General features: G+C 68.7%; 26 protein-coding genes. 14 read left to right on the top strand and 12 right to left on the bottom strand.

Annotated elements, in window-relative coordinates; translation table 11 throughout:
• The first annotated feature begins 76 nt into the window (after nucleotides 1-76).
• Nucleotides 77-331, top strand: a complete 255-nt coding sequence (locus tag ACWPN7_RS05655) for a hypothetical protein (protein WP_040134035.1) — start codon at nucleotides 77-79, stop codon at nucleotides 329-331.
• A complete protein-coding gene (locus tag ACWPN7_RS05660; RefSeq protein ID WP_456531583.1) occupies nucleotides 328-675 on the top strand; it encodes a hypothetical protein in 348 nt (115 codons plus the stop codon). The genes ACWPN7_RS05655 and ACWPN7_RS05660 overlap by 4 nt, the downstream gene beginning before the upstream one ends.
• Here ACWPN7_RS05660 and ACWPN7_RS05665 read toward each other — a convergent pair.
• Together ACWPN7_RS05665 and ACWPN7_RS05670 are read right to left on the bottom strand one after the other, a co-directional pair.
• The gene (locus tag ACWPN7_RS05665; RefSeq protein WP_456531584.1) at nucleotides 635-940 is read right to left on the bottom strand and encodes a hypothetical protein; all 306 of its coding nucleotides are present in this window, start codon (nucleotides 938-940) and stop codon (nucleotides 635-637) included. The two genes, ACWPN7_RS05660 and ACWPN7_RS05665, sit on opposite strands and share 41 nt — an antisense overlap.
• A 154-nt stretch (nucleotides 941-1,094) precedes the next feature.
• Nucleotides 1,095-1,595 (bottom strand): single-stranded DNA-binding protein, encoded by a 501-nt coding sequence (locus tag ACWPN7_RS05670; protein WP_349621131.1) that lies wholly within the window; start codon nucleotides 1,593-1,595, stop codon nucleotides 1,095-1,097.
• A gap of 467 nt (nucleotides 1,596-2,062) precedes the next feature.
• Here ACWPN7_RS05670 and uvrA point away from each other — a divergent pair, with 467 nt between their 5' ends.
• The 5 genes from uvrA (at nucleotide 2,063) to ACWPN7_RS05695 (ending at nucleotide 9,554) form a co-directional block, all read left to right on the top strand.
• A complete protein-coding gene (uvrA, locus tag ACWPN7_RS05675; protein WP_349621130.1) occupies nucleotides 2,063-4,915 on the top strand; it encodes an excinuclease ABC subunit UvrA in 2,853 nt (950 codons plus the stop codon).
• A gap of 115 nt (nucleotides 4,916-5,030) precedes the next feature.
• Nucleotides 5,031-5,231 (top strand): hypothetical protein, encoded by a 201-nt coding sequence (locus ACWPN7_RS05680; protein WP_014197270.1) that lies wholly within the window; start codon nucleotides 5,031-5,033, stop codon nucleotides 5,229-5,231.
• A gap of 185 nt (nucleotides 5,232-5,416) precedes the next feature.
• Nucleotides 5,417-5,893, top strand: coding sequence for an SRPBCC family protein (locus tag ACWPN7_RS05685; protein WP_103039079.1), 477 nt, complete (start codon nucleotides 5,417-5,419; stop codon nucleotides 5,891-5,893).
• A 98-nt stretch (nucleotides 5,894-5,991) separates the two neighbouring features.
• Nucleotides 5,992-7,356: a methylenetetrahydrofolate--tRNA-(uracil(54)-C(5))-methyltransferase (FADH(2)-oxidizing) TrmFO gene (trmFO, locus tag ACWPN7_RS05690; RefSeq protein ID WP_459198131.1), complete on the top strand. Its 1,365-nt coding sequence runs from the start codon at nucleotides 5,992-5,994 to the stop codon at nucleotides 7,354-7,356.
• Nucleotides 7,357-7,523: 167 nt separating this feature from the next.
• The gene (locus ACWPN7_RS05695) at nucleotides 7,524-9,554 is read left to right on the top strand and encodes a methyl-accepting chemotaxis protein (protein ID WP_459198130.1); all 2,031 of its coding nucleotides are present in this window, start codon (nucleotides 7,524-7,526) and stop codon (nucleotides 9,552-9,554) included.
• Between the two features lie 10 nt (nucleotides 9,555-9,564).
• Here ACWPN7_RS05695 and ACWPN7_RS05700 read toward each other — a convergent pair whose 3' ends face one another.
• Nucleotides 9,565-10,419: a phytoene/squalene synthase family protein gene (locus ACWPN7_RS05700; protein WP_103039077.1), complete on the bottom strand. Its 855-nt coding sequence runs from the start codon at nucleotides 10,417-10,419 to the stop codon at nucleotides 9,565-9,567.
• 120 nt (nucleotides 10,420-10,539) lie between these two features.
• Here ACWPN7_RS05700 and ACWPN7_RS05705 point away from each other — a divergent pair, with 120 nt between their 5' ends.
• The 5 genes from ACWPN7_RS05705 (at nucleotide 10,540) to ACWPN7_RS05725 (ending at nucleotide 14,386) form a co-directional block, all read left to right on the top strand.
• On the top strand, nucleotides 10,540-11,412 hold the full coding sequence (locus tag ACWPN7_RS05705; protein WP_014197277.1) for a squalene/phytoene synthase family protein: 873 nt from the start codon (nucleotides 10,540-10,542) through the stop codon (nucleotides 11,410-11,412).
• A gap of 39 nt (nucleotides 11,413-11,451) precedes the next feature.
• Nucleotides 11,452-12,387 (top strand): presqualene diphosphate synthase HpnD, encoded by a 936-nt coding sequence (gene hpnD, locus ACWPN7_RS05710; RefSeq protein WP_407824479.1) that lies wholly within the window; start codon nucleotides 11,452-11,454, stop codon nucleotides 12,385-12,387.
• A 9-nt stretch (nucleotides 12,388-12,396) separates the two neighbouring features.
• Nucleotides 12,397-13,344, top strand: a complete 948-nt coding sequence (locus tag ACWPN7_RS05715; protein ID WP_492273155.1) for a hydroxysqualene dehydroxylase — start codon at nucleotides 12,397-12,399, stop codon at nucleotides 13,342-13,344.
• On the top strand, nucleotides 13,332-13,712 hold the full coding sequence (locus ACWPN7_RS05720; protein ID WP_492273156.1) for an FAD-dependent oxidoreductase: 381 nt from the start codon (nucleotides 13,332-13,334) through the stop codon (nucleotides 13,710-13,712). The genes ACWPN7_RS05715 and ACWPN7_RS05720 overlap by 13 nt, the downstream gene beginning before the upstream one ends.
• A gap of 68 nt (nucleotides 13,713-13,780) precedes the next feature.
• The gene (locus ACWPN7_RS05725; protein WP_014197280.1) at nucleotides 13,781-14,386 is read left to right on the top strand and encodes a superoxide dismutase; all 606 of its coding nucleotides are present in this window, start codon (nucleotides 13,781-13,783) and stop codon (nucleotides 14,384-14,386) included.
• An 85-nt stretch (nucleotides 14,387-14,471) separates the two neighbouring features.
• Here ACWPN7_RS05725 and ACWPN7_RS05730 read toward each other — a convergent pair whose 3' ends face one another.
• The 5 genes from ACWPN7_RS05730 to ACWPN7_RS05750 all read right to left on the bottom strand — a co-directional run bounded on the left by ACWPN7_RS05730 (nucleotide 14,472) and on the right by ACWPN7_RS05750 (nucleotide 18,715).
• The gene (locus ACWPN7_RS05730; RefSeq protein ID WP_040134025.1) at nucleotides 14,472-14,849 is read right to left on the bottom strand and encodes an Mth938-like domain-containing protein; all 378 of its coding nucleotides are present in this window, start codon (nucleotides 14,847-14,849) and stop codon (nucleotides 14,472-14,474) included.
• Nucleotides 14,850-14,890: 41 nt separating this feature from the next.
• On the bottom strand, nucleotides 14,891-15,844 hold the full coding sequence (gene secF, locus ACWPN7_RS05735) for a protein translocase subunit SecF (protein ID WP_040134024.1): 954 nt from the start codon (nucleotides 15,842-15,844) through the stop codon (nucleotides 14,891-14,893).
• 12 nt (nucleotides 15,845-15,856) lie between these two features.
• A complete protein-coding gene (gene secD / locus ACWPN7_RS05740) occupies nucleotides 15,857-17,455 on the bottom strand; it encodes a protein translocase subunit SecD (RefSeq protein WP_201043458.1) in 1,599 nt (532 codons plus the stop codon).
• 36 nt (nucleotides 17,456-17,491) lie between these two features.
• Nucleotides 17,492-17,863, bottom strand: coding sequence for a preprotein translocase subunit YajC (yajC, locus tag ACWPN7_RS05745; RefSeq protein ID WP_014197284.1), 372 nt, complete (start codon nucleotides 17,861-17,863; stop codon nucleotides 17,492-17,494).
• 111 nt (nucleotides 17,864-17,974) lie between these two features.
• Nucleotides 17,975-18,715, bottom strand: a complete 741-nt coding sequence (locus ACWPN7_RS05750; RefSeq protein ID WP_459198128.1) for a hypothetical protein — start codon at nucleotides 18,713-18,715, stop codon at nucleotides 17,975-17,977.
• Nucleotides 18,716-18,853: 138 nt separating this feature from the next.
• On the opposite strand from ACWPN7_RS05750, the gene ACWPN7_RS05755 reads away from it, so the two are divergent.
• A complete protein-coding gene (locus ACWPN7_RS05755) occupies nucleotides 18,854-19,711 on the top strand; it encodes an ATP-binding protein (RefSeq protein ID WP_137105101.1) in 858 nt (285 codons plus the stop codon).
• Here ACWPN7_RS05755 and ACWPN7_RS05760 read toward each other — a convergent pair.
• From ACWPN7_RS05760 to serS, 4 genes are read right to left on the bottom strand one after another with little or no spacing between them, the layout of a single operon-like run.
• Entirely contained in the window at nucleotides 19,668-20,948 is a 1,281-nt protein-coding gene (locus tag ACWPN7_RS05760; RefSeq protein WP_459198127.1) for a peptidoglycan DD-metalloendopeptidase family protein, read from the bottom strand. The two genes, ACWPN7_RS05755 and ACWPN7_RS05760, sit on opposite strands and share 44 nt — an antisense overlap.
• Before the next feature lie 38 nt (nucleotides 20,949-20,986).
• Nucleotides 20,987-21,640 (bottom strand): protein-L-isoaspartate(D-aspartate) O-methyltransferase, encoded by a 654-nt coding sequence (locus tag ACWPN7_RS05765; RefSeq protein WP_040134021.1) that lies wholly within the window; start codon nucleotides 21,638-21,640, stop codon nucleotides 20,987-20,989.
• 28 nt (nucleotides 21,641-21,668) lie between these two features.
• The gene (surE, locus tag ACWPN7_RS05770) at nucleotides 21,669-22,451 is read right to left on the bottom strand and encodes a 5'/3'-nucleotidase SurE (protein WP_040134020.1); all 783 of its coding nucleotides are present in this window, start codon (nucleotides 22,449-22,451) and stop codon (nucleotides 21,669-21,671) included.
• The gene (gene serS, locus ACWPN7_RS05775) at nucleotides 22,451-23,716 is read right to left on the bottom strand and encodes a serine--tRNA ligase (RefSeq protein WP_040134019.1); all 1,266 of its coding nucleotides are present in this window, start codon (nucleotides 23,714-23,716) and stop codon (nucleotides 22,451-22,453) included. Before serS ends, surE begins: the two co-directional genes overlap by 1 nt.
• Before the next feature lie 185 nt (nucleotides 23,717-23,901).
• Between serS and ACWPN7_RS05780 the strand changes: the two genes are divergently transcribed.
• A complete protein-coding gene (locus ACWPN7_RS05780; RefSeq protein WP_492273157.1) occupies nucleotides 23,902-25,065 on the top strand; it encodes a GGDEF domain-containing protein in 1,164 nt (387 codons plus the stop codon).
• The last annotated feature ends 5 nt before the right edge of the window (nucleotides 25,066-25,070 follow it).

Below are 25,070 nucleotides of genomic sequence, written 5' to 3' on the forward strand. Positions count from 1 at the left end.
TGCTTTGATCTTTTAAATGTTATGATATAACGTTACATACACCCGGAGCTGTTTGGCGACATGCGGCAACGGGGGAATGATGATCGAGGATGTGGATGCGCCGGGCGTTCCGGCAGGCTTCGAAGCGGCGCTGGACTTGGTGCGTTCGCTGTGGGCCGAAGGACGGCGCGAGGGCGTGCCGGACCGGTTGGTCGCCTGGGCAATGATGGTCGAATCGGTGGACCGGCTCGCCGCCCTGCATGGCCCAAGCGCGACGGCGGCTCTGCTCGACCGCTTGGGCCGGGCCGTTCTGGACACCCCTACGGGCGCCAGTCCGGGATCGCTTCAATGAGCGGGGTGACCAACAACCGCTTCTACGGGGCGCGCTCCTGGCGGGAGGCGAAGCCGGTGGTCCTGCATCCACGCTTCTTCGACGGGTTCCGGGACGTCCTCGACGGGCGCCCGTTCGATTACCGCGGGTTGGACGGCTGGCCACTGCTCGACCAGCACCGCTACGAGAATGGCCGGGAGTTGGCGGCGGAATGCCGCGCCGCCGGGATCGCCGTGCGTTGGGGCGACCGCACGCGCATCCCGCACGGGCTGAAGGATCTGGTTGCTGGTCGCGCCCGGCGTCGTGAAGAGCCCCGAAGGCCCCTCAGAAGCGCAGGCCGGCCGCGGGATTGTCGATCTGGTTGAGCGGGCAACGGCAGGTCGGGCAGGACATCTGGGAAAGCAGCGTGTTGCGCTGCTCCTCCGTCAGCGAGACGCCGGCCGCCTGAACCGCCTCGTCGATCATCCGGCGATGGTAGGCAGTAGCGCCGCAGCCCTCGTTCAACACGCCCTTCAGATCGTCGTTCGGAATCACGCGGAACGCCGCGGCAGGACCCGACAGGGTCGCGGCGCCACCACCGACCGCGACGGCGGCAAGGGCACGCAGGATGTGACGGCGCTGGGGGGCCATGGCTGCTCCTGGATCACGACGGACGCTCGCCGTGGAATCTCGGTTGGCGGGCATCCCCCGTCAAGCCCGGCCTGCGCAGGTTACGCGACGACAAGCCTGCGGCCGATGGCGGACGGGAGGGGGAAAGCCCCCTCCCTCACGATCATCCGGGTGGTCAGAACGGGATTTCGTCGTCCAGATCGTCGTGCTTGGGCGGAGCACCACCGCCGCTGCGGCCGCCACCGCCACCACCGTAGCCGCCACCGCCGCTGCTGCCGCCGCCGTAGCCACCGCCACCACCGCCGCCACGCGACTCGTAGCCGCCACCACCACCACCGCCGTAACCGCCACCACCGCCGCCTTCGCCTTCACGGCCGCCGGTGAAGTCGATCTCGGCGACACGCACGGACAGGCCGGCGCCGCGGGTGCCGTCGCGCTTCTCGAACTCGCGAAGCGTCACCTCGCCGGAGATGACCACGGCCTTGCCCTTGGTCAGGTGCTGCGCCAGAGCCTCCGCACGGCGGCCCCAGATGGAGCAATCCACCCACTGGGTGGTCTTGCGGTCGCCGAAGCCGACGTCGTTGGCGACGCGGAAGCCCAGAACCTTTTCGCCGCTCTGCGTGGAGCGAAGCTCGCCATCCGCGCCGAGGCGCCCCGTAAACGTCCATACATTCATCGCACGTGTCTCCTAGCGCGGGTTCCCGGTATCCCATCCGACCCGTTCGGGCGCCCGGCGGAAGGGCGTCCGGATACCGGGGGTGTCTGTTCGCAGGGCCGGTTTGATCCGTGGTCCGGTCCATGCCCGCCCCGCCTTGCGCTTCACAAAGCACGGGGAACAGGCACGGGTCAACCGCCGCCGCCGGAGCGCCTTGCCCCTTCCATCCGGATCAACCCGCCCAGCCCGCACGGAAGAGAACACTCCATGAACAAACATAGCAGAGAGAGTCCGTGCCGCCAACATATTCCTTGGTGGTTCCCCATCGTCGGCTCCCTGGCATTCCCGCACCGCGACCCTGGGTCCCGCAAGGCCGGAAAGGGACGCGCACCGGTGGCAAGTCGCCTGCGCGTGGCACATATCTGTCCGGGCTTTTGAACCGTCTCAGGCGTCTTCCCTTCCCCACCGGTTTCGGCTAAGAACACTCCATGAACAAGCACATCAGTGTCCGCGGCGCGCGGGAGCACAACCTCAAGAACGTCGATGTCGATCTGCCTCGGGACGAGCTGATCGTCATCACCGGCTTGTCGGGATCGGGCAAGTCATCGCTGGCGTTCGACACGATCTACGCGGAGGGCCAGCGGCGCTACGTCGAGAGCCTGTCGGCCTACGCGCGCCAGTTCCTGGAACTGATGCAGAAGCCGGACGTCGACTCGATCGAGGGGCTGTCGCCGGCCATCTCCATCGAGCAGAAGACGACGTCGAAGAACCCGCGCTCCACCGTCGGCACGGTGACGGAGATCTACGACTACATGCGCCTGTTGTGGGCGCGGGTCGGCATCCCCTACTCCCCGGCCACCGGCCTGCCCATCGAGAGCCAGACGGTCAGCCAGATGGTCGACCGCATCCTGGCGATGCCGGAGGGCACGCGCCTGCTGCTGCTGGCGCCGCTCATCCGCGGCCGCAAGGGCGAGTACAAGAAGGAAATCCAGGACCTCCGCAAGCGCGGCTTCCAGCGCGTGCGCGTCGACGGCACGATGCATGAGATCGACGAGGTCCCGGCGCTCAACAAGAAGCTGAAGCACGACATCGACGTGGTGGTGGACCGCATCGTCGTCCGCGAAGGGCTGGGCAACCGGCTCGCCGATTCGCTGGAAACGGCGCTCGGCCTTGCCGACGGGATCATCTTCGTCGAGAACGCCGAGTCGCACGAGCAGACCGTCTTCTCGCAGAAATTCGCCTGCCCGGTGTCCGGATTCACCATCCCGGAGATCGAGCCGCGGCTGTTCTCCTTCAACAACCCGTTCGGCGCCTGCCCGGCCTGCGACGGGCTGGGCAGCAAGATCTACTTCGACCCCATGCTGGTCGTTCCGGACGAGCGGCTGTCGCTGAAGAAGGGCGCCATCGCCCCCTGGGCCGGCTCCTCCTCCCAATATTACGTGCAGACGCTGGAGAGCATCGCCCAGCATTTTGGCGTCGCCATGGACACGCCGTGGGAAAAGCTGCCGGAGAAGGTCCGCCAGACCATCCTCTACGGCTCCGACGGCGCGCCGATCACGATGACCTACGACGACGGGCTGCGCAGCTACCAGACGAACAAGGCCTTCGAGGGCATCGTCAACAACCTGGAGCGCCGCTACCGCGAGACGGAAAGCGCCTACATGCGGGAGGAGCTGTCCAAGTACCAGTCCTCCCAGCCTTGCGAGACCTGCAAGGGCGCCCGCCTGAAGCCGGAGGCGCTGGCGGTCAAGGTGCACGGCCAGCACATCTCCCAGGCCGCGGAAATGTCCATCGCCGACGCGGCGACGTGGTTCAGCACGCTGAACGACCATCTGCGCCCGAAGGACAAGGAGATCGCCTACCGAATCCTCAAGGAGATCAACGAGCGGCTGGGCTTCCTCAATGCCGTGGGATTGGAATACCTGACGCTCAGCCGCGGCTCCGGGTCGCTGTCCGGCGGCGAGAGCCAGCGCATCCGCCTCGCCTCGCAGATCGGGTCCGGCCTGACCGGCGTGCTCTACGTGCTGGACGAGCCGTCGATCGGCCTGCACCAGCGCGACAACGACCGGCTGCTGGCGACGCTGAAGCGGCTGCGCGACCTCGGCAACACCGTGATCGTGGTCGAGCATGACGAGGACGCCATCCGCACCGCCGACTATCTGGTGGATATGGGCCCCGGCGCCGGCCAGCACGGCGGCACCGTGATCGCCCAGGGCACCCCGGCGGAGGTTCAGGCCAACCCCGACAGTGTCACCGCCCAATTCCTCAACGGCACCCGCTTCGTGCCGGTGCCGGACCAGCGGCGCCCCGGCCACAAGGGCCAGTTCCTGGAGGTGAAGGGGGCGCGCGCCAACAACCTTCAGAACGTTTCGGCGCGCATCCCGATGGGCACCTTCACCTGCGTGACCGGCGTGTCGGGCGGCGGCAAGTCCACCCTGATCATCGAGACGCTCTACAAGGCGGTGGCGCGCAAGCTGATGGGCGCGCGCGAGCATCCGGCGGAGCATGACGAACTGCTGGGGCTGGAGAATCTCGACAAGGTCATCGACATCGACCAGTCTCCGATCGGCCGCACCCCGCGCTCCAACCCGGCCACCTACACCGGCGCCTTCACCCCGATCCGCGACTGGTTCGCCGGCCTGCCGGAGGCCAAGGCCCGCGGCTACGGCCCCGGCCGCTTCTCCTTCAACGTGAAGGGCGGGCGCTGCGAGGCGTGCCAGGGCGACGGCGTCATCAAGATCGAGATGCACTTCCTGCCCGACGTCTACGTCACCTGCGACGTCTGCCACGGCAAGCGCTACAACCGCGAGACGCTGGAAGTCACCTACCGCGACAAGACCATCGCCGACGTGCTCGACATGACGGTCGAGGAGGGCAAGGAGTTCTTCAAGGCCGTGCCGGGCATCCGCGACAAGATGGAGACGTTGGAGCGGGTGGGTCTCGGCTACATCCACATCGGCCAGCCCGCCACGACTCTGTCCGGCGGCGAGGCGCAGCGGGTGAAGCTGTCCAAGGAGCTGAGCCGCCGCGCCACCGGCCGCACCCTCTACATCCTCGACGAGCCGACCACCGGCCTGCATTTCGCCGACGTCGAGAAGCTGATGGAGGTGCTCCACGCGCTGGTCGACCAGGGCAACACGGTGCTGGTGATCGAGCACAATCTGGAGGTCATCAAGACCGCCGACTGGATCATCGACCTCGGCCCCGAAGGCGGCACCGGCGGCGGCGAGATCGTCGCGGAGGGCACCCCGGAAGACGTGGTGAAGGTCAAACGGAGTTACACCGGCCAGTATCTGGCCCCCTACCTGAAGGCGAAGCCGAAAAGCCGGAAGAGGGCATGAAGATGGGCGGGGGTTACCCCCGGCCTTTTTCTTATGGCCGATTTTTGCCCTGGAAACAAAGCGGCAGCGGGGGTGTTTCCTCTTCATCGTTCGCCAAACAGGATGGAGACGGAGCATGTCCAGGACCATGATGTCCGGTGTGGCGCTGGCCTTCGGCGCGGCCCTGCTGGTCAGCGCCTGCGGGACCGACGAGTCCACCAGCACCACGACCACCACCACGACCACCTCGCCCAACTACGGCAACTCCAGCCTGACCACCCCGCCGACCGGCGGCTCGACCACCACCGAGCGCACGACGACGACCAAGAGCGAATAAGGGCTTTTCGTTTCGCTCCCAAATGAAACGGCCGGCTCCGCACAGGCGGGACCGGCCGTTGTCTTGCCGGTCCCTCCACTGTTCGTCCTACCAACGTACAAGTTTCAATCCCTCCCCGCTCGGCTAGGATTTCGAGGCGCGCCCAATGAAGCGCGCCGGAACAGCCGAACAACGGAGGGAACCCCATGCGTACCCTGTTCGCGATCACGGCCGCCATGATCGCGCTGGCAAGCCCGGCCCTGGCCGTCGAGGTCACGGAATCGACCACCTTGCCCTACCCGGTCGAAAAGGTCTGGCAGCAGATCGGCCCCTTCTGCAACCTCGGCACTTGGCACCCGGCGGTGGAAAGCTGCACCCTGCGCCGGAAGGACGGCGCGCAGGAGCGCGTGCTGGCCCTCAAGGGCGGCGGCGCGATCGAGGAGCGGCTGCTCTCCTCCTCCGCCAGCAGCCACCGCATCCGCTATTCGATCCTGACCAGCCCGCTGCCGGTCAAGGACTACGCGGCCTCCCTGTCGGCCGAACCGGCGGGCAAGGGCACGCGCGTCGTGTGGAAGGCGCGCTACACCTCCAACGGCGCCAGCGACGAGGAATCGCGCAAGGTGATCTCCGGCATCTTCACCTCCGGCTTCGACGGGCTGAAGCAGAAGCTCGCCGCCCAGTAAGTCACCGCTGGTCGCGATTCCGCGCCGTGGTTTGGGTTGGCCTTGCCGTAGCGACAATGACGGTCTACTTGTTCGGCAACTTTGTGAAAGTTGCTGATATGGTCGACACGTCCCTTTCCCCCGTTCACGTCATTGGCGGCGGTCTCGCCGGCTCCGAAGCCGCTTGGCAGCTCGCACAACGCGGCGTTCCCGTCGTGCTACACGAGATGCGGCCCGTCCGCCCGACCGAGGCGCACAGCACCGACCAGCTCGCCGAACTGGTCTGCTCCAACTCCTTCCGGTCGGACGACGCGGAGTACAACGCCGTCGGGCTGCTGCACGAGGAGATGCGGCGCTGCGGTTCGCTGATCCTGCGCTGCGCCGATGCGCACAAGGTGCCGGCGGGCGGCGCCCTGGCCATGGACCGCGACGGCTTCGCGGGCGCCGTGACCGAGGCGATCACCGGACACCCGCTCATCACCGTGGAACGCGGCGAGGTCGCCGGCCTGCCACCGGAGGCGTGGGACAGCGTCGTCATCGCCACCGGCCCCCTCACCTCCCCGCCGCTGGCCGAGGCGATCCGCAGCTTTACCGGCGAGGAATCGCTGGCCTTCTTCGATGCCATCGCTCCCATCGTCTATCTGGAGAGCGTGGACCTGTCCAAGGCCTGGTTCCAGTCGCGCTACGACAAGCCCGGCCCCGGCGGCACCGGCAAGGACTATATCAACTGCGCCTTTGAGAAGGACGAGTACCGCGCCTTCATCGACGCGCTGCTGACTGCCGATAAGGTGGACTTCAAGGAGTGGGAGAAAAGCACGCCTTACTTCGAAGGCTGTCTGCCCATCGAGGTGATGGCGGAGCGCGGCGTCGACACGCTGCGCTACGGCCCGATGAAGCCGGTCGGCCTGACCAACCCGCACAAGCCGGAACGCCGCCCCTACGCGGTTGTCCAGCTTCGTCAGGACAACGCGCTCGGCACGCTCTACAACCTCGTCGGCTTCCAGACCAAGCTGCGCCACGCCGAGCAGGCGCGCATCTTCCGCATGATCCCCGGCCTGGAAAAGGCGGAGTTCGCGCGGCTGGGCGGCCTGCACCGCAACACCTTCCTGAACAGCCCGCGCCTGCTCGACGGCGCGCTGCGGCTGAAGGCGCAGCCGCGCATCCGCTTCGCCGGGCAGGTCACCGGCTGCGAGGGCTATGTGGAAAGCGCCGCCGTCGGCCTGCTGGCCGGGCGCTTCGCCGCCGCCGAGCGGCTGGGCGGCGAGCCGTCCGCCCCGCCGGTCACCACCGCGCTGGGGGCGATCCTCGGCCACATCACCGGCGGCGCCAACGCCGACACCTACCAGCCGATGAACGTCAATTTCGGCCTGTTCCCGCCGGTGGACGAGCGCATCCGCGGGCGCGACCGCAAGCTGGCCTACACCCGCCGCGCCCTGGAGGATCTGGGCGGCTGGCTGGCCACCGCGCCCGGCGTCACAGCCTGAAGGGCGGTGTTTCCAGTGAAAATGTTACGGAACCATAATAAAGATCATAAGTGAGGCTTAACCATCTCCGTGGAACACTTTCTTTCGAAAGAGCGGGAAAGTCTTCCAACGGGATGGTTATGATTAAAACAAAATCATTGGTTGCCAAACAGGTGATCGTCATCGTGATGGTGACGATCGTTTCCCTGGCGGTGGGAATTGCGGCCCTGACCACCAAGAGCGGGTCCGATATCGAAACCCTGGCGTTCCAGAGCGGTGAGCAGCTTGGCCACCGCTACGGCGAGATGGTGCACGCCCGGCTGGGCACCGCGATGGAGGCCGGCCGCTTCATCGCGACCTCCCTGGTCGGTCTGAAGGCCACGGGCCGCGCCGACCGGGAGCAGCTCTCCACTTGGCTCAAGAGCATCGCCGAGGCCAACCCGGATTTCCTCGGCGTGTGGGTGGGGATGGAGCCGAACGCCCTGGACGGCCGCGACGGGGAGTTCGCCAACAAGCCGGGCTCCGACGCGTCCGGCCGGTTCCTTCCCTATTGGAACCGCGGGTCGGGGACGGTCGCGCTGGAGTCCCTCGTCGGCTATGACGATCCGGGTTCCGACGGCGCCTATTATCAGATCCCGAAACGCACCGGGCACGCCATGGTGGTGGAGCCCTACAGCTACACGGTCGCCGGCCGGAAGGTGCTGATGGTGTCCATGTCCGTCCCGATCGTCGAAAACGGCCGGGTCATCGGGGTGGCCGGCATCGATTTGTCCACCGAGGGCATCTGGTCCATGCTGAAGACGGTGAAGCCCTTCGACAGCGGGTCCATCCACCTGATTTCCAACGACGGCGTCTGGGCCGGCCATCCCGACAGCGAGCGGATGGGGCAACCGATCGGCGCATCGGACCCGGCGCTCGACGCCGCCAAGCCGGCCATCCGCGCGGGCCGGAGTTTCGAGCAGACGGCGGTCGCCGATGGGCAGCCCGTGAAGCAGCTGTTCCTGCCGGTGACGGTCGCGGGAACGGAAACGCCCTGGTCCCTTCTGGTCAACCTGCCGCTCGACAAGATCAACGCCCCGGTCCGGGAACTGCGCAACGCCACCATCATCGGCGGGCTGGTCCTGCTGGCCGCCCTGGTGTCAGCACTTCTGTTCGCCAGCCGCAGCATCGTCGGCCTGCCGCTGCGTCGCACCATCGCGACGCTGGATGCCGTGGTCGCCGGGGAGCGTGGGGTGGTCATCACCGACACCGGCCGCACCGACGAAATCGGCGCCATCAACAAGGCCCTGAAGCTCTTCCAGGACAACACCGCCCGCATGGCGGAATTGGAGGAGGAACGCCACCGCGAGGAGCAGCGCGCCGCCGAACGCCGCAAGCGCGACCTCGCCGACGTCGCCAGCCGGTTCGAGGCGTCGGTGGGTGGGGTCGTGCGCAACGTGTCGGAACAGGCGGGCGAGATGCGCAGCACCGCACAGAGCCTGTCGGCCATCGCCGCCCAGACTGACCGTCAGGCCGCCGCCGTGTCCACCGCCGCCGAGGAGGCCAGCCAGAACGTCCAGACGGTGGCTGCCGCCACGGAGGAGCTGAGCTGCTCCATCCGCGAGATCAACGAGCGGATCGGCCGCTCCTCCCAGATGGCCACGGAGGCGGTCGCCGAGGTGGAGCGCACCAACAGCACGCTGGAAGGGCTGGCCACAGCCGCGCAGAAGATCGGCGACGTGGTGAATCTGATCCAGGGCATCGCCGGGCAGACCAACCTTCTGGCGCTCAACGCCACCATCGAGGCCGCCCGCGCCGGCGAGGCCGGCAAGGGCTTCGCCGTCGTCGCCAGCGAGGTGAAGAATCTCGCCAACCAGACCGCCAAGGCGACGGAGGATATTTCCCGGCAGATCGCCGACATGCAGACCGTCAGCGGCACGGTGGTCGGCGTGATCCAGGCGGTTGGGCGGAGCATCATCGCCATCAACGAGACGATCACCGCCATCGCCGCCGCCGCGGAGCAGCAGGGCGCCGCCACCCAGGAGATCAGCCGCAACGTCCAGCAGGCGTCGATGGGAACCGCCGCCGTGTCGGTGAACATCGGCGGCGTGACCCAGGCGGCGGGCTCCACCGGCTCGATGGCCGATCAAGCGCTCAACGCGGCCGGCGACCTGTCGCGTGAGTCCGACCAGCTCCGCCAGGAGGTGGAGCGGTTCGTGGCGATGATCCGCGCCGCCTGACCGACAGGGGTCAGAATCGCCCGCGCAGCGCCGCCCAGGCCAGCTTGGCGTGGCGCAGCGGGTGGGGCATCAGCACGCGCGCGGCGAAGGGGTCGTTGCCCTCCCGCGCCAGCGCGTCCAGATGCAGCCCGGCCAGCACCGCCGGCAGCAGGGCCGACAGAGCGGCGCGCGGCACGGAGCGGCGCAGCGCGCGGGCCTTCGCCAGATGGTCGCGGGCGGCCTCCGCCACCTCGCGCGCCACCGGGCGCAGCTCGGGGGTGGAGCGCAGCTCGAACAAGTCGCCCGGCTTGGCGCCGTGCGCCGCCATGCGGTCGGCGGGGAGAAGCTGGCGGTGCTGGCGGGCGTGGAAGGGCACCGCCCGGACGATGCCGGCCAGCGCGTAGCCGATCCCGGCCTGACGCCCGGCCTCCATCGCCTCGGGCCCCTTCGCGCCGAGGATCTCCAGCGCGAGCTGGACGAGCGGTGCGCCGGTGACCTCCGCGTAGTTGACGAGGCAGGACAGGTTGGCCGGCGGGGTGTCGTCCAGGTCGGCCTCCCGCGCGTCGATCAGCCGGTCGAACAGGGCGCGGCTCAACCCGCCCTCCCGCACGGCAGCGGCCAGCGGTTCCATCACCGCGTGCTTGGGCACGGCGGCGCCCTCGTAGATCTTGTCCAGCCCGTCGCGCCAGAATTGCAGCCGCATCTGGCCCAGCACCGGCTCGGTCACCACCTCGCGGGTCTTGGCGATCTCCAGGTTGAAGGCGTAGAGGGCGAACAGCGATTCGCGGCGCTCCGCCGGGGCGAAAAGGCACGTCAGGAAACGATCGTTGTCATATTTCCTCACCTCCCGTCCGCAATAGGACAGGTCGGGGGTCGCCTTCGCCATGTGATGCCTGTTCTGGAAAAATGGGGGTGGCACAGTTTGGAAGCGGGGCAAAGCCCGCTTGCGCCTTATATTAGGCACACAGGCTTTCCACACCAGCCCCGACGCGCAGCAGGCGGAACAATGGCCGATTTCAACGTCGCCCCCACCAAGCCCCGCAAACCCAGCCCGGTCGCCCGCAAGGACGCGGACTCGGAGAATTTTCCGGTCGCCTCGCGCCTGTTGCCGAAGCATCTCAGGCCACATGTCATGGCCTTCTACCGGTTCGTCCGGCTGGGCGACGACATCGCCGACGATCCCGATCTCGAACCGGAGACCAAGCTCGCCTATCTGGAGGCGCTGGAACGCTCGCTGACCACCGGGCAGGCCAAGCACGCCTATCTGAAGCCGGCGCTGGACCTGCGCGCCAGCCTGCAGGCGACCGGCGTCAGCGACCGCCACCCCCGGCAGGTGCTGCGCGCCTTCCGGCGCGACGCGGTGGGCGCGCGCTGCCACAGCTGGAGTGACCTGCTGCTCTACTGCCGCTTCTCCGCCAACCCGGTCGGGCGCTACCTGCTGGACCTGCATGGCGAGGGCGTGGCCGCCGGGCCGGCGTCGGACGCGCTGTGCACCGCCCTGCAGGTGCTGAACCACCTTCAGGACTGCCGGGAGGACTGGAGCCAGCTCGGGCGCTGCTACATCCCGCTGGTCTGGTTCGACGATTCGGCGATCAGCGTCGAGCGGCTGGTCGAGACGGAGAGCGACGCCAAGCTGCGCGCCATCTTCGACCGCACGCTGGAGCACACCGACCGGCTGCTGGAGCGCGCCGCCCCCCTGCCCGGCCTGATCCAGCACCGCGGGTTGCGGATGGAAGCCTCGGTGATCCTCAGCCTCGCCGAATCGCTGGCGCAGCGGCTGCGCAGCCGCGACCCGCTGAAGAAGCGGGTGGTGCTCGGCACGCATCATAAACTGTTCGCCACCGCACGCGGGCTGGCGCGCGCCATCGGGAGCAAATAGACTCCAGCCTCTTCGACCGACACCACGCAGGACCGACGTATGCCGCAGCCATCGCTGGATTCGACGCAGAGCGACACCGCCGGCAGCCCGGCTGCCGCGGCGGCGGCGGTGACCGGACGGTCGGGCAGCACCTTCTACTGGCCGATGCTGCTTCTCCCCCGCTCAAAGCGGGCGGCGATGTTCGCCATCTACGCCTTCTGCCGGCGAATCGACGACATCGCGGACGAGCCCGGCGAACCCGCGGAGAAGCGCGCGGCGCTCGACGCCTGGAGGACCGAGATCCGCGGCCTCTATGCCGGCGGCGCACCGTCCAGCTCGCTGGGAGCGGCGTTGAAGGGCGCCATCGAACGCTACGGCCTGCCGCGTGGCGAGCTGGAAGCGCTGATCGACGGCATGGCGATGGACATCCCGGCGGACGACGGCAAAGGGGCCGGCAACAGCGGGGGCATGACCGGCCCGGCGCTGCCGACCCTGCGGCTCTATTGCCGCCGCGTCGCCGGCGCGGTGGGCATGCTGGCGATCCGCGTGTTCGACCGGGCGGACGCCTCCACCGAGGCCTTCGCTCTGGCGTTGGGCGAGGCGTTGCAGCTGACCAACATCCTGCGCGACCTGACGGAGGACGCGGAGATCGGGCGGCTCTATCTGCCGCGCGAGTTGCTCGACGAGGCTGGCATCGGCAGCTCCGACCCCGCCACGGTGCTCGCCCACCCCAACCTGCCCCAGACCTGCGAGGCGCTGGCGGTTTTGGCCGAGGAGCGCTTCGCCGAAGCGCGGCGGGCGCTTGCCGAGGGGCAGTCCGCCGGACGGCGCGGCTCGCTGTGGGCGGCGGTCGCCATGATGGTGCTGTACCACCGGCTGCTGGTGCGGCTGCGCGCCCGGGGCTGGCGCGACCTCGACCAGCGGGTGCGGGTCGGCAAGCGCGAATGCGCCCTGGTGGCCGTGCGCTGCGCGCTCGGCTATCCGCCCGCCGCCTGACGGGCCGGCTTGGGCACCGTCCACATCGTTGGCGCCGGCCTTGCCGGCCTGTCCGCCGCCGTCCGCCTGACCGAGGCCGGGCGGCGGGTCATCCTGCACGAGAGCGCGCCGCAGGCCGGGGGGCGCTGCCGCTCCTTTTACGACGCCACGCTGGACCGCGTGGTGGACAACGGCAGCCATCTGGCGCTCAGCGGCAACCGCTCCCTGCTCGGCTATCTGGAGCGGGTCGGCGCCGGCGGCGCCCTGACCGAGCTGCGCCCCGCCGCCTTTCCCTTCCTCGACCTGACCACCGGGGAGCGCTGGTGCCTGCGGCCCGGCGGGCTGTGGCTGTTCGACAAAGCGCGTCGTGTGCCGGGAAGCCACCCCGCCGATTACCTCGCCGCCCTACGGACCCTGACCGCCCGCCCCGAGGCGGCGGTGGCCGACGCGCTGCCCCCCGGCGGGCCGCTCTATGACCGGCTGTGGCGCCCGCTGGCCGTGTCGGTGATGAACGGGGCACCGGAGCGGGTGTCCGCCCGCCTGTTCGGGGCCGTGCTGCGGGAAACGCTGCTGCGCGGCGAGGCCGCCTGCCGCCCGCTGTTCGCGGAGAAGGGTCTGTCCGCCGCCCTGGTTGATCCGGCGGTGGCGTGGCTGGAACGGCACGGCGCCGAGCTGCGCACCGGAGTGCGTGTGGACGGGCTGGAACGCGCCGGTGATCGTGTGGCCGCCCTGTCGGTGGATGGGGAGCGCATCGCGCTTGGCAACGACGACACGGTGGTCCTGGCGGTGCCCGCCTGGATCGCCGCGCGCCTGCTTCCCGAGGCGCTGCCCGTTTCCCCCCGGCCGCCGGGCGGGCCATCGTCAACGCCCACTTCCGGCTGCCCGCCCCGATCAACCTGCCGGGCGGCCTGCCCTTCCTGGGACTGGTGGGCGGCACGGCGGACTGGCTGTTCCGGCGCAGCGACGTGCTGTCGGTGACGGTCAGCGACGCCGACGCGCTCGCCGGTCAGCCCGCCGAAGCGGTCGCCGCCACCCTGTGGCGCGACGTGGCGAAGGCGCTCGGCGCGCCCGGCATGGCTCTGCCACCCCACCGAATCATCAAGGAGCGCCGGGCGACTCCGGACCAGTCCCCTGTCCATGCGGCGAATCGCCCCGATGCCCGAACCGCTTTGAAAAACCTCGTTCTGGCCGGCGATTGGACGAAGATGGGGCTTCCAGCAACACTCGAAGGTGCGGTGCGCTCCGGCGAGTTCGCCGCACGCGCGGTCCTGAACGCAAGGATTACCACCTTTTCGCGCCTCGGCCTTTTTCCAGCCTTCACTTTGCCGCGCCGCGGGCCTATTTGAGCGGACGGAGGTGCCGTGCCGCAAGGCGCGGGCCGAGATGGGACAATCCAAGAAGAGAGGGTAACTCAATGGCGTTCGAACTGCCGCCGCTCCCGTATGGCTATGATGCTCTGCAGCCGTTCATGTCGTCGGAGACGCTGCACCTGCACCACGACAAGCACCACCAGACCTACGTCACCAACCTGAACAACCTGACGAAGGACAGCCCGCTGGCCGACGCCAGCCTGGAAGACGTCATCAAGCAGAGCTACGGCGACGCCTCCAAGCAGGGCCTGTTCAACAACGCCGGTCAGGTGTGGAACCACACCTTCTACTGGCAGAGCATGAAGAAGAACGGTGGCGGCGCCATCCCGGGCGAGCTTGAGAAGCGCCTGATCGCCGACTTCGGCAGCGTCGACAAGTTCAAGGAAGAATTCTCGAACGCCGCCATCACCCAGTTCGGCTCGGGCTGGGCGTGGCTGTACATCGACGGCGGCAAGCTGAAGGTCACCAAGACCTCCAACGCCGACACCCCGCTGGCCCAGGGCCACTTCCCGCTGCTGACCGCCGACGTGTGGGAGCACGCCTACTACGTCGACTACCAGAACCGCCGCGCGGACTTCGTGAAGGCGTTCCTGGAGAGCCTGGTGAACTGGGAATTCGTGGCCGAGCGCCTGTCGAAGGCCCCGGCCTGATCCTCTACCGGATCGCCAGAACGGAAAAGGCCCCCAATCGGGGGCCTTTTTTGTTGGTCTCTTCCGGTCGGGCTTCCGACCCGGATCACACCGGCAACAGTGCCGCCCCCACCCGCCGGCCTTCGGCCAGCAGGACGTTGTAGGTGCGGCAGGCGGCCCCGGTGTCCATCACCTCAACCACCAGCCCGGCGTCGCGCAGGCTCTGGCGCAGCGCCTTGGGCAAAAGCTGCATCCGGGCGCCTGAGCCCAGCAAAAGGAACTCCACTCGCGGCTCCGCCGCGATGATCTGGGCGAAGTCATCCGCCGTCAGTGCGGCGAAGTCCTGGGGGCGCCAGGGCTCCGTGCGGTCGGGAAGGACCACAACCGCGCCGGTGCGCCATTGCCCGGACACGCAGAACTGCCCGTCTCCGTAGCCGTCGATGACCTGACGGTCCGACGGGATGATCGGCGTGATGTCCGCCATCTCTGATCCGTTCCTGTTCTCGCCGGTCCTTGCTTGGCCGATCAGGGCGTCGGGTTGGCGGCCGGGGCCGCGTTCTCCGCCGGCGCGTTGCGGCGCAGCCGGTTCTCGCCCAGGAACAGCAAGATGGGGGCGGCGATGAAGATGGACGAGGAGGTCGCCAGGAAAATGCCGAAGATCAGCACGATGCCGAAGTCCTGCAACGCCTCGCCGCCGAAGAAGGCCAGCGGCAGGATCGACAGCAGCGTCGACATGGAGGTGCCCAGCGTGCGGTTCAGGGTCTCGTTGATCGAACGGTCGATCAGCTCGCGCAGCGGCATCTTCTTGTAGATGCGCAGATTCTCGCGCATGCGGTCATAGACCACGACCTTGTCGTTGGTCGAGTAGCCCATGATCGTCAGGATCGCCGCGATGGCCGTCAGGTTGAACTGCATCCCGGTGATCGCGTAGAAGCCGACCACCTTCGTCACGTCCAGCAGCAGCGTCACGATGGCGCCCAACCCGAACTGCCATTCGAAGCGGAACCAGATGTAGACGAGCATCGCCAGCAGCGCGAGACCGAGCGCCAGCATGCCGTTGAAGAACAGCTCGCCGCTGACCGACGCGCCGACCGCCTCGACGCGGCGCACCGTGGTGCCGGGAATCTCCTGGGCGAGCGTGGCCCTCACCTTGTCGGCGGCCACCTGCTGGGCCGCGTCGTCGCCCGGCTGGCGCTCCAGCCGGATCAGCACGTCCTGGGGCGAGCCGAACTCCTGCAACTGCACCTGCCCCATGTTGAGCTGGTTCAGCGTGTGGCGCAGCGAGGCGAAGTCGGCGGCCTGCGGCGTGCGCGCCTCGATGACGATGCCGCCGCGGAAGTCGATGCCGTAGTTCAGGCCGGGATAGAAGAACAGCACCACCGACGCGATCGACAGGAACGCCGACACGATCAGGCCGGCGTGTCGCCCGCGCATGAACTGGATGTTGGTGTTGTCAGGGACCAGACGAAGCCGGAACATGGGAATGACCTCTTACACCGGCAGGGCGGCCGGCCGCGTCTTGCGCAGCCAACTGACCATCATGAGACGCACGAGCACGGTAGCCGTGAACAGCGAAATCAGGATGCCGAAGGTGATGGTGACGGCGAAGCCCTTGATCGCGCCGGTGCCCAGCACGAACAGGATGGCCATCTTGATGGCGGTGGTCAGGTTGGCGTCCACGATGGTGGAGTAGGCGCGGCTGAAGCCGGCCTCGACCGAGCCGAAGACGCCGCGGCCCTTCTTGGTCTCCTCGCGGACACGCTCGTTGATCAGGATGTTGGCGTCGACCGCCAGACCGAGCGACAGCAGGATGCCGGCGATGCCCGGCAGCGTCAGCGTCGCCTGGAGCAGCGACAGCGCGGCCAGCGTCAGGACGGTGTTGACCAGCAGGGCGAAGCAGGCGAAGGCCCCGAACAGGCCGTAAGCGGCGATCATGTAGGTGCAGACCAGCACGAAGCCGATGCCCACCGCCATCAGGCCGGCGCGGATCGAATCGGCGCCGAGGTCGGGGCCGACCGTGCGCTCCTCGATCACCTTCAGCGGAGCCGGCAGCGCGCCGGCGCGCAGCAGCACGGCGAGGTCGTTGGCGTCGGCAGCGGTGAAGCTGCCGCTAATCTGGCCGCGTCCGCCGGTGATCGGCTCGCGGATCACCGGAGCGCTGATGACCTTGTTGTCGAGCACGATGGCGAAGGGCCGGCCGACGTTGGCGCGGGTCACGTCGGCGAAGCGGCGGGCGCCGATGCTGTCGAATTCGAAATTGACCACCCACTCGCCGGTCTGCGGGTTGCTGCCCGCGGTGGCGTTGGTCAGGTTGGCGCCGTCCACCTCGACCTTCTTGCGGATGACGTAGGCGCTCTGCGCCCGCCCGCCTTCCGCCGAGGGCAGGATGTCGGTGCCCGGAGGGGCGCGGCCGGCGCTCGGGTCGGCGTTCATGTCGACCAGACGGAAGGTCATCTTCGCGGTGGTGCCGAGCAGCCGCTTCACGCGGTCCGGGTCCTCGACGCCGGGAAGCTGGACCAGGATGCGGTCGGCGCCCTGGCGGGCGATGGTCGGCTCGTTGACGCCGGTCTCGTCGATGCGGCGCCGCACGATCTCGATGGACTGCTCGATGGCCTGGGTGGCGCGCTCGCGCAGGGCGATCTCGCTGAGCCGGGCGGTGACGCTGCCGCCGCTGGCGGTGACCTCCAGGTCCGGCTGGCCGCCGCCGAGGGGTCCACCACCGATGGTGTTGGCGAGCTGGCGCAGCGACCGCACCGCCGTGTCGGCCTGCGCCGGGTCGCGGAGCTGCACGGTGATGCCGCGGTCGCCCGGGTTGATCGCCGTGTAGCCGACATTGTCGTTGCGCAGCTGGGTGCGCGCCGAATCGACCAAGCCTTCGACGCGGTCACGGATGACCGCGCCCATGTCCACCTCAAGCAGCAGGTGCGATCCGCCGCGCAGATCGAGGCCGAGGTTGACCCGGTTGTGCGCGTACCAGTTCGGCAGGGCCGACAACGTCTCACGGCTGAGAAAGTTCGGCAGCGTGAGGATGGTCCCGAGCACGCAGATCGCGACGATCAGAAAAATCTTCCAGCGCGGAAAATACAGCATTCGTAAACCAGTCCCGTTCGCTACCGGAGAACCGCGTTACTTGCGGTCCACGACCTTCTCTTCAGCCTTCTCGTCGGCGCTCTTGGCCGGCTCGGACTTCGACAGCACGAGGTTCACGGTGGAGCGCATGACGCGGACGCGGACGTTCTCGGCGATCTCGACCTGAAGCTCGTCGTCCGGGCCGACCTTCGTGATCGTGCCGATGATGCCGCCGCCGGTCACCACGCGGTCACCGCGGCGGATGGACTCCAGCATGCCCTTGTGTTCCTTCATCTTCTTCTGCTGCGGACGGATCAGCAGGAAATAGAAGACGACGAAAATCAGAATCAGCGGCAGGAACTGCACGATCATGTCGGCCCCACCGGCGGCGGGCGCGGCGGTCTGTGCATAGGCCGTCGAAACGAACATCTGGAGGCTCCCTGTGGTTTGGTTCCGAAGGCGCAGCGGGCGCTCGCGGACGCGGCGACTATAACGGTCCGGGCCGTCGATGCAATGGAATAGGGGTACGTCCGCCGGGCTTCAAGGGCCGCGGCTGTCCATCACGGCAAAGAGAAGCAGGAAGCGGCGCGTGCAGGGCGCCTCCACCGGCTCCACCCCGTGGAAGGACCGGTCGGACGGTGCATAGGCCAGCAGATGGTTCGGCAGGAAGGGCGCTGTGCCAGCCAGCTCGAAATCCTCGCGCGGGAACCGTTCGGTCGAGCGCCCGGCGTTGGCGGTGAAGGACGGGTCGCGGGGTCGGTACAGCGCCGTGCCGAGATTGGGACGGCTGTCGTCCGCCGGCATGTAGAGCAGCATGGACAGGAAGGTGCCGAACACGTCGGTGTGGGGCAGCATGGCGTGGCCCGCATGGTCCTCGACCAGACGCGCGTAGACCATGGCCGGCCGGGCGGCGACGGGCGTTTCCAGCTTGGCGGCGAGCAAGGGGAAGCGCGGCGCCAGCCGCTTCAAGGTCTCCGGCCCGAACAGGCAATCGCGGACCTCCCGCCAAACCGCTTCGGCCTCCGGCTCCATCTCCCTCAGATTGCGGTCGGTCAGGACCATCTGATAGCGCTGGGGCAGCGTGTCCATCTGCAGGAGGGCCAGCGCCTCGAACCTCGGCCAGTGGGCGATGGCGCGGGCGTAGAGGTCCGCCGGCAGGACGTCCGGCACCACCAGATGCGGAAAGGGGTCCTCGCGAAGGGGTGTCTCCTCCAGCCGCCGCAGGACATGCGCGGCGCTCCCCGCCGGGTTGGGGAAATCGGCGGAACGTTCTGCGTGCATGGCCGTCCCTCGGTTCGCGTTCCCGGCACCATAGCGGCGCGCACGCCTCCCCCGCAAGCGCAGCGCCTTGTCCGGCGGCGCGCCGGCGGGTTAGGGTCGGCGCAACGAAACCGGAAGAAACGCCTGCGAAGGAACACGATGTCGGACGCCCAATTGCTGCCCCTCCTCACCCGCATCGCCGAGGCCCTGGAACGGCTCGCCCCGCCGCCGCCGGGCCGGCTCGACCTCGGCGCCGCCGACGCCTTCGTCTGGCACGCCGATCCCGACCGGCTGGAGCCGGTGCCCACCGTCAACCGGGTGGAGATCGACCTGCTGCGCGGCGTCGAGCGGCAACGCGACATCCTGCTGGACAACACCACCCGCTTCGCCACCGGCCTGCCCGCCAACAACGCCCTGCTCTGGGGGTCGCGCGGCATGGGCAAAAGCTCGCTGGTCAAGTCGGTGCACGCCGCGGTGGCGCAGGACCATCCCGGCACGCTGGCGCTGGTGGAGATCCATCGCGAGGACATCCCCACCCTGCCCCGCCTGCTCGCCCGGCTGAAGGACGAGCCGCGCCGCTTCATCCTGTTCTGCGATGACCTGTCCTTCGACCATGACGACGCCCACTACAAGTCGCTGAAGGCCGTTCTGGAGGGCGGGATCGAGGGGCGTCCGGAGAATGTGGTGTTCTACGCCACCTCCAACCGCCGCCACCTGATGCCGCGCGACATGATCGAGAACGAACGCTCCACCGCCATCAACCCGGCGGAGGCGGTCGAGGAGAAGGTGTCGCTGTCCGACCGCTTCGGCCTGTGGCTGGGCTTCCACAACTGCGACCAGCCGACCTACTTCGCGATGATCGAGGGTTACGCCGCCCGCTTCGGGCTGGACATCCCGGCGGAGCAGCTGCGGGCCGAGGCCGTGGAATGGTCGGTGACCCGCGGCAGCCGCTCCGGCCGGGTGGCCTGGCAATTCATCCAGGACCTGGCTGGCCGTCTGGAGAAGCCCCTTCGCTGACCCGCGGCTCCATGCGGTCGCGCGGATCGACCGCCTGGCTGCCCTTGCGCAGTTCGAAGTGAAGCTGCGGGCTCGTCACCGATCCGGTCTGGCCGACCGTGCCGATGGCCTGCCCGCGCTTCACCGCCACGCCCCGCTCGACGTCGATGCGGTCGAGATGGGCGTAGGCGGTGATGAAGCCGTCCGAATGCTTCACCAGCAGCAGATTGCCGAAGCCGCGCAGCTCGTTGCCGGCGTAGGCGACGACGCCGTTGTCGGCGGCGACCACCGTCGTTCCCTTGCTGGCGGCGATGTTCAGGCCGTCGTTGTGCAGACCGTCCGGCTTCGGCCCGAAGGTCGAGATCACCTTCCCCTTCACCGGCCAGAGCAGGCGCCCGGTGGCGCGCTGCGCCGTCGCCGGCTCTGCGGCCTTTGGCGGCGGGGGCGGAGCGGCGGCGACCTCCTGGGCCGGTGCCGGCGGCGGAGGTGGGACCGGTGCGGCCTCGACGACGCGCGGCGCGGGCGCGGGCTCCGGAACGGCGGGCTTCTGGCCGGGCGGGCGCAGCGAGGTCGGGGCCTGCCCCGGCTGATAGACGGGCGCTCCGGTCGCCGCCTCCGGCGCGGCGGCCGGCTTGGCGCCGGGCACCGGGGCGAGGACGGTCGCGGTCTGCGAGGGGCTCTCCACCGGGGCTCTCTCGACCGGGGCCGAGGCGCCCGGAGGCGGCAGCTCCGCCGCCTGGATGGACCCGCGCGACACCTGCTTGACCGGGGCCGAGGCCACCACGCCGCCGACGGCGGCCCCCGCGTTGGAGGACGGCGCCTGGGCCACCGCGGTGCCGCCCGGGGCGTCGCCACCCGGCAGGCGCAGCGGTTGCCCGGCCTGCACCGCGTAGGGCGCGGTCAGGCCGTTGAGCCGGGTCAGCTCGCTCATGTCCGCGCTGAACATGCGGGAGATGCCATAGAGCGTGTCGCCGCGCTGGACGATGTACTGGCGCGACACCGGCAGGACGAGACGCTGGCCGACCTGCAACTGGTAGGGCGGCGACAGGTGGTTGACCTCCAGCAGGTCACGCAGCGGCACGTTGTAGCGCCGCGACAGCGAATAGGCGGAGTCCCCGCGCTGCACGATCACCGCGCCCCCGATGGAATCCGGGGAATTGGACACCGAGGTGACCGGCGCCAGATCGCCGGTGCGCTGCTGGCAGGCGGCGAGCAGCGGAATCAACGCCAGCGCCGCGAGGAGGGCGCGCCCAGACACGCTGGATGTGACGCCAAGTGACACGCCGAACGGGCCGGCTACTCCGTTCCTGGCGGAGACGGAGGGTCGGACAGCAACGGTACGAAGCGGACGGGCCACAAGTCCTCCCGTGTAAGACCGGTTTCGGTCCGCCGGATGCGGACGACCCGCTGGCCGCGGTAGTCGTCCCCCAGCGGGATGACCATGACACCACCAACGGCGAGCTGATCCGTCAAGTCCTTTGGCGCATCGGGGCCTCCGGCGGCCGTGACCAGTATGCGCTCGAACGGCGCCTGTTCGGGCCAGCCCTTCGTCCCGTCGCCGTGGCGGGTCGTGATGTTGTTCAGGCGCAGCGCCTGGAATCGCGCCTCCGCCTCGGTCAGCAGCGGGCGCAGCCGCTCGACGGTGTAGACCCGCCGGCACAGCCGCGACAAAACAGCCGCCTGATAGCCGGAGCCGGTGCCGATCTCCAGCACCGTCTGCCGCTCCCCCAGCTCCAGCGCCTGGGTCATCAGCGCCACGATCAGCGGCTGGCTGATGGTCTGGCCGAGGTCGATGGGAAGCGCCGTGTCCTCCCACGCCTGATCCTGGAAGGGGTCTGGGACGAAGCGCTCGCGCGGGATTCGCTCGATCGCGGCCAAAACCCGGGTGTCGGTCACGCCGTTGCGGCGCAACGCCATCAGAAGCCGGATCTTGCGTGCCTCGACCGTCACACCCTACCCATTCACCTCGGAAACCGGATTACTCGAACGCGTGCCGCAAGGTCTGGAGCGTCGGCGTGTGCGTCAGATCCAGATAGACCGGCGTCACCGAAATGCCCCCGTGGAAGACCACATGGATGTCGGTGTCGGGCGCCACGTCGGCCTCGCCGCGCAGGGTCCCGATCCAGATATAGGGCTTGCCGCGCGGATCGACACGTTCCACCAGCTCGTCGCCGATCTTGCGCTTGCCGTGGCGGACGACCTGGATACCGGTAACCCGGTCCGCTGGGCAGGCCGGGAAGTTCACGTTGAGCAGGACGTATTTCGGCCAGGGCGTGGAGACGGCCTTGCGAATGACCTCCGCCCCCCAGCGCTCCGCCGCCGACCAGTCGATCTGGGCGCGGTTCTCGTAGTGCTGGCTGAGCGCGATGGCCGGGACGCCCAGCAGGGTCGCCTCCATGGCCGCCGCGATGGTGCCCGAATAGGTCACGTCCTCGCCGATGTTGGAGCCCTGGTTGACGCCGGACAGGACCAGCGTCGGACGGGCGTCCTTCATGATGTGGTTGACGGCCAGCAGGACGCAGTCGGTCGGCGTGCCGTCCACCGTGTAGCGCCGCTCGTCCAGCTGGCGCAGGCGCAGCGGCCGGTTGATGGTCAGCGAGTGGCTGGCCGCCGACTGCTCCATCTCCGGCGCCACCACCCACACGTCGTCGGAGATGGAGCGGGCGATGGCCTCCAGAACCTTCAGGCCCGGCGCGTGGATGCCGTCGTCGTTGGTGACGAGGATGCGCGCGTTCGACAGGTCGAGCGGGAGATCGAACATCAGGTGGTGATCCTTTCCAGCCCGCGCATGTAGGGCCGGAGCGCTTCGGGAACCAGGATGGAGCCGTCGGGCTGCTGGTAGTTCTCCAGCACCGCGATCAGGCAACGCCCGACCGCCACGCCCGAGCCGTTCAGCGTGTGGACGAACTGCGTCTGCTTCTCGCCCTTCGGACGGCAGCGCGCCTTCATGCGGCGGGCCTGGAAGTCGCCGCAGTTCGAGCAGCTCGAAATCTCGCGGTACATGTTCTGGCCGGGCAGCCAGACCTCGATGTCGTAGGTCTTGCGCGCCGAGAAGCCCATGTCGCCGGTGCACAGAGTCACCACGCGGTAGGGCAGCCCCAGCCGCTGCAGGATGGTCTCGGCGCACTGGGTCATGCGCAGATGCTCCGCCTCCGACTGGTCCGGGGCGGTGACGCTGACCATCTCGACCTTCCAGAACTGGTGCTGGCGGATCATGCCGCGCGTGTCGCGGCCGGCCGACCCGGCCTCGGCGCGGAAACAGGGGGTCAGCGCGGTGTAGCGGTGGGGCAGTTCCTCCGTCGCCACGATCTGGTCGTTGACGAGGTTGGTCAGCGGCACTTCCGAGGTCGGGATCAGGTAGTGATCGCCCGTGCGGAACAGGTCCTCCTCGAACTTCGGAAGCTGGCCGGTGCCGAACAGGGCGTTGTCGCGGACCATCAGCGGCGGCGCGATCTCGGTGTAGCCGTGCTCGCCGGTGTGAATGTCCAGCATGAAGTCGGCGAGCGCGCGCTCCAGCCGGGCCAGCCCGCCTTTCAGAACAGTGAAGCGGGCGCCCGACATGCGCGACGCCGCCTCGAAATCCATCAGGCCCAGCGCTTCGCCCAGTTCGAAATGCTGCTTGGCGTCCGCGATGGCCTTCGGCTCGCCCCAGCGGCGGATTTCGACGTTGGCGCTCTCGTCCGGGCCTTCCGGCACGTCGTCGGCGGGCAGGTTCGGGATGGAGGCGAGCAGGCCGTCCAGCTCGGCCCCCAGCGCCTTCTCCTCCTCCTCGACCTGGGGCAGCCGCTCCTTGAGCTGCGCCATCTCGTCCATCAGCGGTTGGGCGTCGCGGCCCTCCCGCTTGGCGAGGCCGATCTCCTTCGCCGCCTCGTTGCGGCGCGCCTGCATCTCCTGAAGCTGGGTCTGCGCGGCGCGGCGGCGCGAATCGAGGTCCAGCACCGTCGGCGACATCGGCTCAAGGCCCCGGCGGGCGAGACCGCGGTCGAAGGATTCGGGGTTCTCACGGATGGCGCGAAGGTCGTGCATGGCTCACGGCGATACGGAATGGGTGGGAGGCTGGTTATAGTCCGCCGCCGGGTGAAGGTCCAGAGGCGGAGCCCCGCCGATGGGAAAGACCCTGAAATGATTGGTGTCCTATACTTATCGGTGGCGCCGGGAACGCGAATGCGTGCAGAACCCCGGAATCGACTGCTGCCCTCCCCACTCCGGACATGATCCTCGACACCCGCACCCTCGTCATCGTCCTGGTGGGCATCGGCGTTCTGCTGTCCATCGCCGCCTTCCTGACCTGGAGGGCGCACCGCCACATCACCGCGCTGGCCTATTGGGCCGGGGGAGCGCTGCTCGGCACCGTCGGGATGGCCATGGTCACCGCTTACGGGGTCTGGCCACCCGCCGCCGTCGTACCGCTGAGCAACGCCCTGGTCGCCGCCACCTACATCCTGAACTGGTTCGGCGTGCGCAGCTTCGCCGGACGGTCCATTCCCTGGCGCTTCGGGATGGCGCTGCTCGCCGTCTTGACCGCGGGCATCGCGTGGTTCGTGGTGGCAACCAACGACGTAACGGCGCGCGTCCTGATCATGTCCGCCGGAATCACCGGCCTGTCGCTGCTGGCGGCCCTGGAGCTGTGGTGGATGGGGCCGGCGGACCGGCCGAGGCGGGCGCAACGGGTCACCGCTCTGGTTTTCCTGGCCCACGCCCTGTTCGTGGCCGGGCGCGCCGTGCTGACCGCCTGGGGTGGGCCGTTGGACAGCATCCTGACACCCAACCTGGTGCAGAGCGCCGGATTCCTGGAGGCCATCCTTGCCGTCACGGGCTGGGGGTTCGGCTTCCTCGCCATGACCAGCGAGAAGCTTCAGGCCGATCTGGACCGCATCGGCACCATCGACCCGTTGACCGGCGCCTACAACCGCCGGGCCTTCCTGAAGCACGCCGAGCGGGAGTTGCTGCGGGCGCAACGCAACGGGGCGCCGCTGACCCTCCTGCTTCTCGATCTCGACCGCTTCAAGCGGGTCAACGACACCTTCGGCCATCTGGCCGGCGACGCGCTTCTCCGGCTTTTCTCCGAGACCGTCACGGCGCGACTGCGCCGCACCGACCTGTTCGGGCGCTATGGCGGGGAGAAGTTCTGCCTGCTGCTTCCCGACACCGACCGCACCGGGGCGGCGACGCTGGCGGAAGCGCTGCGGCGCGACGTGGCGGCGCGGCCGCTGCCCTTCCAGGGCCACGAGATCGCCGCCAGCGTCAGCATCGGCATCGCCGCCTGCCGCAGCGGCGAGGATCTCGACGCGGCGCTGGCCGCCGCCGACCTGGCCCTCTACCGGGCCAAGCGGAACGGCCGCAATCAGGTCATGGTCGACGAAGCGACGGCGTAAGGCGC

The sequence above is a fragment of the Azospirillum sp. UENF 312511 genome, from assembly GCF_058780635.1.

Coding starts and splice junctions, on each gene's coding strand:
- ACWPN7_RS05655 (WP_040134035.1), top strand. CDS start 77: ATGATGATCGAGGATGTGGATGCGCCGGGCGTTCCGGCAGGCTTCGAA.
- ACWPN7_RS05660 (WP_456531583.1), top strand. CDS start 328: ATGAGCGGGGTGACCAACAACCGCTTCTACGGGGCGCGCTCCTGGCGG.
- ACWPN7_RS05665 (WP_456531584.1), bottom strand. CDS start 940: ATGGCCCCCCAGCGCCGTCACATCCTGCGTGCCCTTGCCGCCGTCGCG.
- ACWPN7_RS05670 (WP_349621131.1), bottom strand. CDS start 1,595: ATGAATGTATGGACGTTTACGGGGCGCCTCGGCGCGGATGGCGAGCTT.
- uvrA (WP_349621130.1), top strand. CDS start 2,063: ATGAACAAGCACATCAGTGTCCGCGGCGCGCGGGAGCACAACCTCAAG.
- ACWPN7_RS05680 (WP_014197270.1), top strand. CDS start 5,031: ATGTCCAGGACCATGATGTCCGGTGTGGCGCTGGCCTTCGGCGCGGCC.
- ACWPN7_RS05685 (WP_103039079.1), top strand. CDS start 5,417: ATGCGTACCCTGTTCGCGATCACGGCCGCCATGATCGCGCTGGCAAGC.
- trmFO (WP_459198131.1), top strand. CDS start 5,992: ATGGTCGACACGTCCCTTTCCCCCGTTCACGTCATTGGCGGCGGTCTC.
- ACWPN7_RS05695 (WP_459198130.1), top strand. CDS start 7,524: ATGGTGACGATCGTTTCCCTGGCGGTGGGAATTGCGGCCCTGACCACC.
- ACWPN7_RS05700 (WP_103039077.1), bottom strand. CDS start 10,419: ATGGCGAAGGCGACCCCCGACCTGTCCTATTGCGGACGGGAGGTGAGG.
- ACWPN7_RS05705 (WP_014197277.1), top strand. CDS start 10,540: ATGGCCGATTTCAACGTCGCCCCCACCAAGCCCCGCAAACCCAGCCCG.
- hpnD (WP_407824479.1), top strand. CDS start 11,452: ATGCCGCAGCCATCGCTGGATTCGACGCAGAGCGACACCGCCGGCAGC.
- ACWPN7_RS05725 (WP_014197280.1), top strand. CDS start 13,781: ATGGCGTTCGAACTGCCGCCGCTCCCGTATGGCTATGATGCTCTGCAG.
- ACWPN7_RS05730 (WP_040134025.1), bottom strand. CDS start 14,849: ATGGCGGACATCACGCCGATCATCCCGTCGGACCGTCAGGTCATCGAC.
- secF (WP_040134024.1), bottom strand. CDS start 15,844: ATGTTCCGGCTTCGTCTGGTCCCTGACAACACCAACATCCAGTTCATG.
- secD (WP_201043458.1), bottom strand. CDS start 17,455: ATGCTGTATTTTCCGCGCTGGAAGATTTTTCTGATCGTCGCGATCTGC.
- yajC (WP_014197284.1), bottom strand. CDS start 17,863: ATGTTCGTTTCGACGGCCTATGCACAGACCGCCGCGCCCGCCGCCGGT.
- ACWPN7_RS05750 (WP_459198128.1), bottom strand. CDS start 18,715: ATGCACGCAGAACGTTCCGCCGATTTCCCCAACCCGGCGGGGAGCGCC.
- ACWPN7_RS05755 (WP_137105101.1), top strand. CDS start 18,854: ATGTCGGACGCCCAATTGCTGCCCCTCCTCACCCGCATCGCCGAGGCC.
- surE (WP_040134020.1), bottom strand. CDS start 22,451: ATGTTCGATCTCCCGCTCGACCTGTCGAACGCGCGCATCCTCGTCACC.
- serS (WP_040134019.1), bottom strand. CDS start 23,716: ATGCACGACCTTCGCGCCATCCGTGAGAACCCCGAATCCTTCGACCGC.
- ACWPN7_RS05780 (WP_492273157.1), top strand. CDS start 23,902: ATGATCCTCGACACCCGCACCCTCGTCATCGTCCTGGTGGGCATCGGC.